A 13,307-nucleotide genomic window follows, 5' to 3' on the forward strand; every position below is an offset into this window, starting at 1 on the left:
ATTCAGGTACATCTCGCTGACATGATGCTGCCCTGTGACGTGAAAAAGCGAATCTCTGGCAGATAAAACCGCCCTGCTCTCCCGCCTAATCCGTTGTTTATGATAAAACAAAGGTCAAAAGCGCAACGCATCAAGGTTCATCCCCACAACGCCACTTTCCAGGGTAGAATCAGATACTTTGTTCAGTCATTGCCAATGTTTTCCATCATCGCAAAGTGATACGAAAAGCGGGTGAAATAAGGTATAAAGCCGCATGAAAATCCCAAACAGAATCCAGCCCCTGGTCGATGACGGCCTGATTGACGATGTCCTGCAGCGGCTGAAAAGCGGCAAAGAAGCAGACGTCTATACCGTGCTATGCGGCGGCAAGGTGCAGTGCGCCAAAGTTTATAAAGAAGCGACCCAGCGTAGCTTCAAGCAGGCGGTGCAGTATCAGGAAGGACGTAAAACCCGCAACAGCCGTAACGCCCGTGCCATGCAGAAAGGCACGAAGTTTGGCCGTAAGCAGCAGGAGGAGTCCTGGCAGACTGCTGAAGTGGACGCCCTGTTCCGCCTGGCTAATGCCGGTGTTCGCGTGCCCCAGCCTTATCTCTGCATTGACGGCGTGTTATTGATGGAGCTGGTGACCGATGCCAATGGCTCTGTCGCACCGCGCCTCAGCGACGTCACGCTCTCCGAAGAGGAAGCGATTACCGACTTCCACACCATGATCCGCAACATCGTGCGTATGCTCTGCGCCGGTATCGTCCATGGTGACTTATCCGAGTTCAACGTGCTGCTGGACGATCAGGGGCCGGTGATTATCGACCTGCCACAGGCGGTCGATGCGGCAGCCAACAATCATGCTGAGTCGATGTTCGAACGTGACGTGGACAACATCACCTCTTACTACGGTCAGTTCGCTCCGCAGTTGTTGAAGACGCGCTATGCCAAAGAGATCTGGCAACTTTACGAAGATGGCAAACTGACCCCGGAAACGCCGCTTACCGGGAAGTTTGTGGAAGAGGAGCGCGTGGTGGATATGGATTCGCTGATGGATGAGATCATCACAGCAGAAGATGAATACTATGAGCGCCAGCGCGCCAGCCGTGAGCGCGACGAAGAGTAACTGCATCAATAAAAAAGGCAGCGAGTTGCCTCGCTGCCTCTCAATTACCGCTCTATCACAACGCCATCACCGCACGATGACCGTCAGCGCAATCAGAGTTAAGCCGATGATCATCACGCCGAAAAAAACCGTATCGAGCCTGCCTTTTTTCATCTTCGCCTCCCTAGAACCACTGACCAAACCGACGGATGTAGAAACGCTTCATGCCCTGCGCCACCAGGCAGTAGCTGAACAGCGTCAGCACCAGCCACGGGAAATATTGCCATGGCAGTGGCACCAGTCCGACCATCGCACCCAGCGGTGAAAACGGAATCAGGATGCCCAGCGCCATCACCGCCAGCGTGGTCAGCATCACCGGTAAGGTGGCGCGACTCTGGATAAACGGAATCTTCCGGGTACGCAGCATATGCACCACCAGCGTCTGTGACAGTAACCCCTCGATAAACCAGCCGGACTGGAACAGCGACTGCACGCCTGCATGGTTAGCGCCGAAAACGAACCACATCAGCGCAAAGGTGGTGACGTCAAAAATTGATGACGTCGGGCCCATCCACAGCATGAAGCGCTTGATGTTGCCGGCATCCCATTTACGCGGCTTATTCAGAAACTCGCGGTCAACCTTGTCCCACGGCAGCGCCAGCTGAGAAACGTCATACATCAGGTTCTGAATCAGCAGATGAATCGACAGCATCGGCAGAAACGGAATAAAGGCACTGGCCACCAGCAGCGAGAAAACGTTGCCGAAGTTGGAGCTGGCGGTCATGTTGAGATACTTGATGATGTTGCCAAAGGTCTCGCGTCCTTTGAGTACACCCTCATTCAGCACCTGTAAATCCTTCTCCAGCAGGATGATGTCCGATGAGGCTTTCGCCACATCCGCCGCGCTGTCCACGGAAATCCCGGTATCAGCCGCCCGCAGCGCAGGCGCGTCATTAATGCCATCGCCCAGGAACCCGACGGTGTGACCGTTCTGCTGCATCAGCCGCACCAGACGGGATTTCTGCAGCGGCGTCAGCTGAGCAAAGAGGGTGCAGCGTTCAGCTTCCTGCGCCAGCTCATCATCGTTCATCGCCTCAATCTGATCGCCGGTCAGCATCGCCGGATCGGTCAGCCCGACATCGGCACAGACCCGCAGCGTCACCAGCGGATTGTCACCGGTCAGCACTTTCACCGTCACACCGCTGTCACGCAGGGCTTTAATCGCCTTACCCGCGCTGGCTTTAGGTGGATCGCGGAAAGTCAGCATTCCCTGGATAATCAGATCGCGCTCATCACTGTCGCTGAGCGGCGCGTGTAGCTCACCATCACGGGTTGCCACCAGCAGCACGCGATAACCCTGCTGATGATAGTGTTCAGTCTGCGCCAGCAGCGCCGCACGCTGTGCCGCATCCAGTGCGACCACCGTGTCGCCCTGCCGCACAGCAATGCTCACTGCCAGCATCTCTTCCACTGCGCCTTTGCAGATCAGTTGTGAACGATGCTGAGTCAGATCTTCCACCAGCACCGACACCCGACGGCGGGTAAAATCAAACGGAAGCTCATCGATCAGCTGGAACTGGCTGCGCTGAGACTGTGAAATGACCTTGTCGCCGGCGCAGAGTAAGGCGCGATCCATCAGGTTTTTCGCGCCACTCTGGCTGCCGCTGTTGAGCCAGGCCAGCAGCAGCACCTGTGCATCTTCGTTGCCCCGCGCATCCAGATGATGCGCCAGCAGGATGGTGTCCTGGGTCAGCGTGCCGGTTTTATCGGTGCAGAGCACATCCATCGCGCCGAGGTTCTGAATGGCGTTGAGCTTTTTAACGATCACTTTGCGACGTGACATCGCAATCGCGCCCTTAGCCAGGTTAGCGCTGACAATCATCGGCAGCATTTCCGGGGTCAACCCGACCGCGACCGCCAAAGCAAACAGCGTGGCATCCATCCAGTCCCCTTTGGTGAAGCCGTTAATCAGCAGCACCACCGGGACCATCACCAGCATAAAGCGGATCAGCAGCTTGCTGACGCTGTTCACCCCGCGGTCAAACGCGGTCTGCGGACGGCTTCCGGTCAGCGATGAAGCCAGTGAACCAAACCAGGTTTCGCCACCGGTCGCGACGACGACTGCGCTGGCTGTGCCACTGGCCACGCTGGTGCCCATCAGGCAGATATTCGGTGATGCCAGCCGCTCCTGGGCGGTCTGACCTTCGGCATCGATACCCGCATCGCAGCTCTGTTTCTCAACCGGCAGCGACTCGCCGGTCAGTACTGCTTCACTGATAAACAGATTACGTGAACTCAGCAGACGGACATCGGCAGGCACCTGATCGCCAGTGCTGAGCAGAATGATATCGCCTGGCACCAGTTCACTCATATCCACATCCTGGCGCTGCGCGGTTTCGCTGCCCGGCTCACGGCGCAGCACGGTGACCTGGCTGCGCACCAGTGACTTCAGAGCCTGCGCCGCACGGTTGGTGCGAAACTCCTGCCAGAAACGCAGCAGCCCGCTCAGCATCACCATGGTGAAGATGATGATGACGCCGGAGAGATCGGTCTCCTGACCGGCGCGCAGCGGCAGAATATAGTCGGTAAACAGGCTCACCAGCGCCAGGACCAGTAATACGTAGATAAACGGGTTATTAAATGCCATCAGCAGCTGAATCAGCGCAGGTGGCGCTTTCTCATGCGCCACTTCATTACGGCCATACAAAGCCAGTCGTTTCGCCGCTTCATCCTGACTCAGCCCCTGACGCTGGCTGCGCAGGTTCGCCAGCGTCATATCAATGTGCTGGTCTGCCTGCTGCGCCACAGCAAACATTTTTTTACTTTTTTTATCATTACGGTTGCCGGATGAAGTGATCGCAACCTGTTCCAGTTTCATGTCGCTCATTTCGACATCTCCCTGATTTAAAGCAATAGTTGTCCTGCACGGAAAATAACGTGCATGGATAAAACCTGGCGTGGCCGGGTTATTTAATGGAGTGACTTTCAGAAACAGTCAGGTTATTCCGCCTGCGTGAAAAATAATGACGCGCGCAGGGTTACCTGACGCCGTTTATACGCGGCGTTTTAAAAGTCTGATATCAGCGATTGGGCGCAGCCTGGGCTACGCCAGACGGGGCGGAGGAAAAAGAGCCAATATAAACAGCAGCATAACGCGCACTCCTGGTGATAACAGGATTAAAAATAAGGAGCGCGATCGTTAATTAAAGCGGGGATCGCTGCTCGCCGGTTGGCAAGCAGCAGAGGAAATTCAGCTTGCCAGAATAAAGGGTAATCTCGGGTGACTGTCCAACTGAATTCTCCTGAAGTTATCTGCCGCCATTATAAAGAGAGGCCGGCTTCGGTAAAGCAATAACGTATTGAATAACGGTTTCGTTGAGGATTTGTTTCTGCTCAGGTTGCCGCTTCGGTAACAGCGTGGCGATCTTCTTATAACCTCCCGATAGCCCTTATAACCTTTTGGCATATGATTAGCCCATATTCGACTATTCTTCGCATCGGCCCTTTCGTAAACTCGCGTAACTTTTCAGAGGCAAGGAAATTTCATGAAAACTATAATTCCATCACTGCTGGCGCTGACGCTGGCTGCCGCCTTCACAGCCCAGGCCGCAACACCAAAAGATACGCTGGTCATTGCTCAATCTACCGACGACGCCGACAGCTTCGACCCGGCCAAAGGGTTTGAACTGACCAGCGTTCAGGCCTTTACGAACATCTATCAGCGTCTGGTACAGTCTGACCCGCAGAATCCGGTGGACCTGAAACCGACACTGGCGACCTCATGGCAGCCCGGCAGCGACAACCGCAGCCTGACCTTTGAACTGCGCAAAGATGCGAAATTCTCCACCGGTAACCCGCTGCGCCCGGAAGATGTGATCTTCTCGCTGGGCCGCGTGGTGAAACTGAACCTCGATCCCTCTTTCATCCTGACGCAGCTCGGCTGGACCAAAGATAACGTTGATGGCTTCCTGAAGAAGATCGACGACAATCATGTGCAGATCAGCTGGACCGCCAACGTCAGCCCGACCTACGTGCTGAGCCTGCTCTCTGCACCGGTTTCTTCGATCGTCGATGAAAAAACCGCGATGGCAAACGCGAAGAACGGCGATTTTGGTAACGCCTGGCTGGCAACCCACTCAGCGGGCAGCGGTCCGTACCAGATCCGTAAAGTGGTGATGCATCAGGTGGTGCTGCTCAGCGCCAACCCGACCTCACCGGCGGGCGCGCCAAAAATGAAGAACATCCTGATAAAAAACGTCCCGGAACCGGCTGCGCGTCGTCTGCTGCTGGAACAGGGTGATGCCGATATCGCCCGTAACCTGGGTGCCGATCAGATTGCTGCCCTGAACGGCAAACCTGGCGTGAAGACGGAAGCGATTCCAATGGCGTCACTCTACTACATCCAGTTCAACATCGGCGCGAATGAGACGATGAAGAACCCGGCCTTCTGGGAAGCAGCACGCTACCTGTGGGACTACAAAGGTATTGCTAATGAGTTGCTGAAAGGTCAGTTCGACGTACATCAGAGCTTCCTGCCTAAGGGCTTCCTGGGCGCAATCAACGACACGCCATACAGCTACGATCCGGAAAAAGCCAAAGCGATTCTGAAGAAAGCGGGCCTGAACAACGTCACCTTCAAGCTCTCCACCAGCAACCAGCCGCCTTATCTGGATATCGCGCAGGCGCTGCAGGGCAGCTTCGCCAAAGCGGGCGTGAAAGTGGAAGTGGTGCCGGGCCTGAGTTCCGAAGTCTCTACCAACGTGAAAGCGCATAAATATGAAGCGACGCTGAACGCCTGGGGTTCCGACTACTTCGATCCGAACACCAATGCCGCCTCGTTTGCATATAACCCGGAAGATGGCAGCAAAACCATCGCTTACCGTTCAGACTGGCATATTCCTGAGCTGAACAAGCAGGTGATTGCGGCCACGGCGGAGAGCGATCCGAAGAAGCGCATCGCGCTGTATGAAGCGATGCAGCGTGACGTGATGAAGAGCTCTCCTTACGTGATTGGCATGCAGGCGAAGAACCTGATTGCCCTGCGCGACAACCTGAAAGGCTATGTGCAGGGCATCAACCCTGACATGGTGTATTACTCGCAGGTCACTAAGTAATGGCACAGTCTGTTCCTTCAGCCGGGTTCGCCCGGCTTTTTTGGCAGCGTGGCGGACGGCTGATCGGTAGCGTGTTGTCGCTGCTGGTCACGCTGCTTGGCCTGCTCGCCTTCACCTTTATGCTGTCGCATCTCTCGCCGATTGATCCCGTGCAGCAGATCGCTGGCGATCATGCCAGTGAAGCAACCTATCAACAGGTGCGTCACGACCTGGGTCTCGACCAACCGGTGCTGATGCAGTTCTGGCGCTACATCGAACATCTGGCGCACGGCGATCTCGGTGTCTCCCGTCTGACCAATCAGTCGGTGAGCGGCGACCTGATGACCACCTTCCCCGCCACCATTGAGCTGGCGACCTGCGCGATGATCTTCGCAGTGGTGTTCGGCGTCACGCTGGCGCTGCTGGCCGCCTGGAAACCAGGCAGCTGGATTGATAATCTCGCCCGCTTTATCTCGCTGCTGGGCTACTCGGTGCCGGTGTTCTGGCTCGGCCTGCTGGGTCTGCTGCTCTTTTATGCGGTGCTGCACTGGTCCGCCGGACCGGGACGGCTGGATGATATCTGGGTCTATACCCTGGAGCCGAAGACCGGCTTTGTCCTGATCGACAGCTGGCTGTCGGGTGAACCGGAAATGTTCCGCAATGCGATTGCGCACCTCTGGCTGCCGGTGGTGATCCTCGGCCTGCTGGCGATGGCGGGCATTACACGCCTGCTGCGTGCTGCGCTGCTGGAAGAGAGCAGCAAAGAGTATGTGGTGCTGGCGCGTGCTAAAGGCGCGGGTCGGGTGCGCATCCTGCTGCGCCATATCTTCCCTAACGTGCTGGGCACGCTGGTTACGGTAATCGCCCTCTCCTACGCCACGCTGCTGGAAGGTTCGGTGCTGACCGAAACTGTCTTTGCCTGGCCGGGTGTGGGTCGCTACATGACCAATGCGCTGTTCTCCGGCGATGTGCCGGCAATTCTGGGATCCACCCTGTTGATCGGCAGCTGCTTTATTCTGATTAACGCCCTGGCGGATGTTTTAACCTGGTTAACCGATCCGAGAACCCGATGACGCAACAACTCTCTGAACTCGAAACGCTGCGACCACGCCGTCGCCGTCAACGCGTGACCTCGTTAACCGTTGGGCTGACGCTGGTGGCGATTCTTATCCTGATGGCGCTGCTGGCACCGCTGATTGCGCCGTTCGACCCAAATATGCAGACCATGTCGAGCCGCCTGCTGGCACCGTCGGCGCAGCACTGGTTTGGTACCGACGGCTTTGGCCGCGATCTGCTGTCGCGCGTGATTTACGGCGCACGTCCTACGCTGCTGCTGGTGTCGCTGATTCTGGTGCTGACCATTCCGGCAGGGCTGCTGATCGGCATCACCGCTGGTTACGTCGGCGGCTGGACCGAACGCCTGCTGATGCGCATTACCGATATCTTCCTGTCGCTGCCGAACCTGGTGATCGCGCTGGCGCTGGTGGCGATTCTCGGCCCAGGGCTGATGAACGGTGCGCTGGCACTGGCGCTGACCAGCTGGCCGCCGTTTGCCCGTCAGGCGCGTGCCGAGACTCTGGCGCTGCGTCGCAGCGACTACCTTGCTGCCGCGCGGATGCAGGGCATTACGGGCTTTCGCCTGATGTTTGGTCATATCCTGCCGCTGTGTATGCCGACGGCGGTCGTCCGCGCCGCGCTGAGCCTGGGCGGGATTATCCTGGCTGCTGCCGGTCTTGGTTTCCTCGGCATGGGCGTTCAGCCGCCGACGGCGGAGTGGGGTTCAATGGTCGCCGAAGGCAGTAAAGTGATCTTCGATCAGTGGTGGGTTGCCGCCGCCCCAGGCGCGGCCATTCTGTTTGCCAGCCTGGCCTTTAACCTGACAGGCGATGGCCTGCGCGACCGACTGGATACCCGTCATGCAAAATAATCTGCTCCATGCCGAAGGGCTGACCATTCGCAGCGATGATGCGCTGCTGGTCGATAACATCAGCTTTTCCGTGGGTCGCGAGCGCGTGGCGCTGGTGGGTGAGTCCGGTTCCGGCAAATCACTGACCGCCCGCAGCCTGATGGGCTTACTCTCGCCCGCGCTGCATCTGCAGGCCAGCCAGCTTCAGGTCGCCGGTGAGAATGCGCTGACGCTGAGTGAGCGTCACTGGAATCAGCTGCGCGGTAACCGCGTGGCGATGGTGATGCAGGACCCGAAGTATGCCCTTAACCCGACGCGCACCATTGGCTGGCAGGTGGAAGAGCCGCTGATCCTGCATCGCCGCCTGAGCCGTGCCGAGCGCAAAGAGAAAGTGTGTGAAATGCTGGATGCGGTCGGCCTGCCCGATCCGCGTCGTCTGATGCAGCAGTATCCGCATCAGCTCTCTGGCGGCATGGGTCAGCGGGTGATGCTGGCGATCGCCCTGATTACCGATCCCGATTTCCTGATCGCCGATGAACCGACTTCTGCGCTGGATCATGCCATGCGCGATCAGGTGCTGGCGCTGATCCGCGGTCTGGTGGAAGCGCGCAACATGGGTCTGCTCCTGATTAGCCATGATCTGCAGCAGGTTTCAGAACATTGCGAGCGGGTAATGGTGATGTACAAAGGCCGATTGCTGGATACGCTGCCCGCCGCCGACCTGTCGCGCGCCACCCATCCCTATACCCGCACGCTGTGGGCCTGCCGTCCGGGCAAAGCGACTCACGGACAGGCTTTACCGGTGCTGGATCGCGCTGCGCTGGAGGCAAATTATGATTAAGCTGCAGAATCTAAGCGTCGCCCACAAACAGGGTTATGATCTGCGCACCGTGGTGCACGAGGTCAACCTGGCGGTTAATGCTGGTGAGTGTTTTGGTCTGGTGGGGCCTTCGGGCTGCGGTAAGTCGTCGCTGCTGTGGGTGCTGGCAGGTCTGAATCCACACTGGCAGGGCCAGATGCAACTTGCCGGTCACGCGGTTCAGCCGGGCAAAGTCTTTACCGGCGCGCTGCGTCAGGAAGTGCAGATGGTGTTTCAGGATCCCTATGCCTCGCTGCATCCACGTCACCGGCTGCGCCGCACCCTGGCGGAGCCGCTCAAGCTACTGAAACGCGACAATATCAACGATCGTATCGATCAGGGCTTTCGTCACGTCGGACTCGATCCCGCGCTGGCGGATCGCTATCCGCATCAGCTCTCCGGCGGTCAGCGTCAGCGCGTCGCCATCGTGCGCGCCCTGCTGCTGCAGCCGAAGATCCTGCTGCTGGATGAGCCGACGTCGGCGCTGGATATGTCAGTGCAGGCGGAGATCCTTAATCTGCTCAACGATCTGAAACAGCAGGATGGCCTGACCATGGTGCTGGTGAGCCACGATCCCGATGTGATCGACCATATGTGCGATCGCGCCGTGCACATGTCGCAGGGTCGCATCATCGAACAGATCTCTGCCTGAAATCAGGCCGGACGGCGTTAATCTGCCGTCCGGCGCTATTGCTTTCTCCCGCCTGTCTTAACACGCCCCTATGCCCGCCGTTACCTCTCTTCTCCCACGCCATAACGCCTAAAGCCAGAACAGGTATGCGACTGCGCAAATCGCAGCACAAGGCTGATGCGGTATACTCGCGGCAGTTTCTTTAAAAAAGGAGTCAGGTAATGACGGTAAAACTGCGTCCGCTGGAGCGGGAAGATCTGCACTTTGTCCATCAGCTGGATAACAACGCCAGCGTGATGCGCTACTGGTTCGAGGAGCCTTATGAGGCGTTTGTGGAGTTGTCCGATCTCTACAACAAACATATTCACGATCAGACCGAACGCCGCTTTGTAGTGGAACACAGCGGGCAGAAAGCGGGATTAGTGGAACTGGTCGAAATCAACCATGTGCACCGCCGCGCTGAGTTTCAGATCATCATCGATCCGGCCCATCAGGGCAAAGGGCTGGCCACACAGGCGGCAAAGCTGGCGATGGATTACGGCTTCTCGGTGCTGAATCTTTATAAGCTCTACCTGATTGTCGATCAGGAAAACGAAAAAGCGATCCACATCTACACCAAGCTCGGCTTTGAGATCGAAGGCGTGCTTAAGCATGAGTTTTTCATTAACGGGGAGTACCGCAACACCATCCGCATGTGCATTTTCCAGCATCAGTATCTGGAACGCCATAAAACGCCAGGCGGAATGGTGAAGCCGACCGCGCAGTAATCAGCCGCGCGCGCCAACCGGGTTCATAAAGGGACGCGGATGTTCCGGCTTGAGGTCGTACATGCCACCATAGAAGGGATCGACCAGCAGCCAGCCGGGGAAGCCACCCAGCGGGATATTGCCCAGCAGATACCACAGGTTAGCGCGTGCCTCGATCGGCACCGTGACCGGCACGTAGCCCGGGCTTTCCAGCATCAGCAGGTAGTGCTTTTTGCCGAAGTAGCGGCCGGTCGATTTAGCCAGCTCAACGGTCTGCGGCGTGAAACCCTGCGCCACCGCATAACCACGCTCATCCTGCACGGTAAAGCGCGCGCCCTGCGGCAGAGAGTCGATGCGCACCAGCTGGGTTTCATTGCCGACAATAGTGGCACAGCCGCTAAGCAGCAGCGCGGCGGCCAGGGCCAGAATTCGCTGTTTCATGAAGGGGTCCACAGAGTGATCAGTGATCAGAGTGTAGACCGCCCTCTCCACCTCAATCGGGCTATCATCGCCCGATTCAGCCAGCTTATTGCGGTTGACAAGCGCGGGCGATAGCCGCGATGTCGTTGGGTGAGGTGCGACAGCAGCCGCCAATCAGCTTCGCGCCCGCCTGCTGCCACTCTGCCAGTTTGTCATGCAGCGTGCAGCCTGATGGCGCTGAATGCCAGGTTTTGCTGCTGGCATCATACTGCTCGCCGGAGTTGGGATAGACCACCAGCGATTTGTCGGTCAGCCTCTGCAGCTGGTGCAGCGCAGGCGTCACGCTCTCAAGTGCCACACAGTTAACCCCCAGCGCTACCACCTGTGGCTGCTGATTCAGCCAGCTCACCACCTCTGACAGCGGCGTACCGTCGCTGATGTGCCCGGCGTCACGCAGGGTAAACGTGAACCAGGCGCGGCTTTCAGGAAATTCAGCCAGCAGCTTCACCAGCGCCTGCGCTTCAGCAAAGGACGGCAGGGTTTCACAGGCCAGCAGATCGGCACCCGCCGCCAGCAGCGCCTGCACGCGCGGGCGGTGAAACGCCATCATCTCCGCTTCCGGCAACGCGTAATCGCCGCGATATTCCGAACCATCCGCCAGGAATGCACCATACGGCCCCACCGATCCCGCCACCAGCAGCGTTTTTGCGTCGGGCCGGACCGCCAGATAATCCTGACGGGCGCGCCGCGCCAGCTCGACGCTCTGGGCGATCAACGCCAGTGACTGCGCCTCATCAAGGCCACGTGTGGCAAAGCCCTGCGGCGTCGCCTGATAGCTGGCAGTGATGGCACAGCGCGCCCCGGCAACAAAATAGTCGTAGTGCACCTGGTAGATCAGCTCAGGATTTTCCATCAGCACTTTCGCTGACCAGAGCGCATCGGCCAGATGACAGCCGCGGGCTTCCAGTTCGGTGGCCAGCGCGCCATCCAGAATCAGTAACGGCGACTCTGTTAAAGCCTGCGCGACAGGGTTATGCGACATCTTTGGCCTCCTCAGGCTTCGGGGATGATTTGTGGGTCAGATGGTAAGCGGCATAGCAGAACAGCACAAACGGGATGCCACACCACAGCGCGATGCGCTGGGTCGGATCAAACGCCAGCCCGACACAGGCCAGCAGGCAGAGCAGAAAGCCCAGGATCGGCGTCAGCGGATAGAGCGGCGCGCGGTAGCCCAGATCGGCCAGCGATTTGCCCTGCTGAAGATGACGCCGACGGAAAACAAAATGCGAGGCGCAGATGCTAAGCCAGACCGCGACGACCGCGAAACCAGAGATAGCCGACAGCGCCACAAATACCGTGTCTGGCGCGACTACACTGGAGACCAGCGCCAGTAAGCCACCGATCATGCTGACGGTGATGGCCAGCAGGGGCACGCCGCGCTTGTTGACGCTGGCAAAGGCGCGCGGCAGCGTGTTTTCGTTGGCCAGCGACCAGAGCATCCGCCCGGAGGCATAGAGGCCCGAGTTGGCCGCTGACAGGATAGCGGTCAGAATGACAAAGTTGATAATGTCAGCCGCATAAGGGATGCCGATCTTTTCAAACACCAGCACAAACGGACTTTTGACAATCCCCGCCTGATCCATCGGAATCAGCGCCGCCAGCACAAATACCGTGCCGATAAAGAAAATAATCAGTCGGGCCACCGTCGTGCGGATCGCCAGCGGCAGCACTTTCTCCGGCTGCTGAGTTTCACCGGCCGCAATCCCGATCAGCTCGGTGCCGGAAAAGGCGAAGTTTACTGCCACCATGGTCATCAGAATCGGCAGTACACCGTTGGGCAGCCAGCCGTGCGCGGTGAGATTGCTCAGGCCCGGCGCTGGGGTGCCATCTTTCATCGGGATAAAGCCAAACATCGCCGCGCCGCCCAGCACGATAAAGGCGACGATCGTGACAACTTTTATCAGCGAGAACCAGAACTCTCCTTCTGCGAAGAAGCGGGTGGAGATGACGTTGAGCAGATAGATGGCGCAGCAGAAGACCAGGCACCAAATCCAGACCGGGATCTGCGGGAACCAGTACTGCATACAGAAGCCCGCCGCCGTCAGGCTGGAGCCGAGGGCGACGGTCCAGGTGAGCCAGTAGAGCCAGGCCACGGTGTAGCCGGTTGCCGGGCTGAGATAGCGTGCGGCATAGACGTGGAACGCGCCGGTTTCCGGCATCGCCACGGAAAGTTCGCCCAGACAGACCATCACCAGCCAGACCACCAGCGCGCCAATCAGATAGGCGAGCAGCGTACCCGCTGCCCCGGTGGTTGAAATGATATAGCCAGTGTTAAAAAAGAGGCCGGTGCCGATCACGCCGCCCAGCGATAACATCACCAGATGGCGCACTTTCATGGTGCGTTTGAATTGTTCCTGCGAGGGAGTTGGCTGTTCGCTCATCACTTTTATCCGTATGGACGTCTAAACATCTATAAGGGACAAATTTATACGCGTCACAGCGGGTAATTGCAACGGCAGGGTAAACAGGGAGGACGGACAGGCGGTGCAGTGCCCCGTCGCGGCG

12 protein-coding genes are annotated in these 13,307 nt (G+C 58.1%); 7 read left to right on the forward strand and 5 right to left on the reverse strand.

All coding sequences use genetic code 11. The features are described from left to right. Window positions 1–253 precede the first annotated feature (253 nt). Window positions 254–1,108 (forward strand): PA4780 family RIO1-like protein kinase, encoded by an 855-nt coding sequence (locus AC6I8J_RS14340; protein ID WP_253419691.1) that lies wholly within the window; start codon window positions 254–256, stop codon window positions 1,106–1,108. A 66-nt stretch (window positions 1,109–1,174) separates the two neighbouring features. Here the strand turns inward: AC6I8J_RS14340 and mgtU are convergent, their stop codons facing one another. Together mgtU and mgtA are read right to left on the reverse strand one after the other, a co-directional pair. Then, window positions 1,175–1,261 carry a magnesium transporter protection protein MgtU gene (gene mgtU, locus AC6I8J_RS14345; protein ID WP_371876303.1) on the reverse strand — a complete coding sequence of 29 codons (87 nt, stop codon included), beginning with the start codon at window positions 1,259–1,261 and terminating at the stop codon, window positions 1,175–1,177. 10 nt (window positions 1,262–1,271) lie between these two features. After that, window positions 1,272–3,974, reverse strand: a complete 2,703-nt coding sequence (gene mgtA, locus AC6I8J_RS14350; protein WP_440829068.1) for a magnesium-translocating P-type ATPase — start codon at window positions 3,972–3,974, stop codon at window positions 1,272–1,274. A gap of 658 nt (window positions 3,975–4,632) precedes the next feature. Between mgtA and AC6I8J_RS14355 the strand changes: the two genes are divergently transcribed. The 6 genes from AC6I8J_RS14355 (at window position 4,633) to speG (ending at window position 10,343) form a co-directional block, all read left to right on the forward strand. Next, window positions 4,633–6,201, forward strand: a complete 1,569-nt coding sequence (locus AC6I8J_RS14355; RefSeq protein ID WP_161735782.1) for an ABC transporter substrate-binding protein — start codon at window positions 4,633–4,635, stop codon at window positions 6,199–6,201. Continuing rightward, complete coding sequence (locus tag AC6I8J_RS14360) at window positions 6,201–7,253, forward strand: ABC transporter permease (protein ID WP_033733570.1); 1,053 nt, start codon at window positions 6,201–6,203, stop codon at window positions 7,251–7,253. The genes AC6I8J_RS14355 and AC6I8J_RS14360 overlap by 1 nt, the downstream gene beginning before the upstream one ends. Next, complete coding sequence (locus AC6I8J_RS14365; protein WP_033733571.1) at window positions 7,250–8,107, forward strand: ABC transporter permease; 858 nt, start codon at window positions 7,250–7,252, stop codon at window positions 8,105–8,107. Before AC6I8J_RS14360 ends, AC6I8J_RS14365 begins: the two co-directional genes overlap by 4 nt. Further along, complete coding sequence (locus AC6I8J_RS14370; RefSeq protein WP_497825503.1) at window positions 8,097–8,927, forward strand: ABC transporter ATP-binding protein; 831 nt, start codon at window positions 8,097–8,099, stop codon at window positions 8,925–8,927. Before AC6I8J_RS14365 ends, AC6I8J_RS14370 begins: the two co-directional genes overlap by 11 nt. After that, window positions 8,920–9,597, forward strand: a complete 678-nt coding sequence (locus AC6I8J_RS14375) for an ABC transporter ATP-binding protein (protein ID WP_222925108.1) — start codon at window positions 8,920–8,922, stop codon at window positions 9,595–9,597. Before AC6I8J_RS14370 ends, AC6I8J_RS14375 begins: the two co-directional genes overlap by 8 nt. 200 nt (window positions 9,598–9,797) lie before the next feature. Beyond that, window positions 9,798–10,343 carry a spermidine N1-acetyltransferase gene (speG, locus tag AC6I8J_RS14380; protein WP_003850356.1) on the forward strand — a complete coding sequence of 182 codons (546 nt, stop codon included), beginning with the start codon at window positions 9,798–9,800 and terminating at the stop codon, window positions 10,341–10,343. Here the strand turns inward: speG and AC6I8J_RS14385 are convergent, their stop codons facing one another. The 3 genes from AC6I8J_RS14385 to mmuP form a co-directional block, all read right to left on the reverse strand. Then, entirely contained in the window at window positions 10,344–10,763 is a 420-nt protein-coding gene (locus AC6I8J_RS14385; protein ID WP_009088566.1) for a hypothetical protein, read from the reverse strand. Between the two features lie 85 nt (window positions 10,764–10,848). Next, window positions 10,849–11,784, reverse strand: coding sequence for a homocysteine S-methyltransferase (gene mmuM / locus AC6I8J_RS14390; RefSeq protein WP_497825504.1), 936 nt, complete (start codon window positions 11,782–11,784; stop codon window positions 10,849–10,851). Then, a complete protein-coding gene (gene mmuP / locus AC6I8J_RS14395) occupies window positions 11,774–13,183 on the reverse strand; it encodes an S-methylmethionine permease (RefSeq protein WP_161735789.1) in 1,410 nt (469 codons plus the stop codon). Before mmuP ends, mmuM begins: the two co-directional genes overlap by 11 nt. Between the last annotated feature and the right edge of the window lie 124 nt (window positions 13,184–13,307).

The organism is Pantoea sp. X-Soil-ISGK-355, assembly GCF_059730805.1.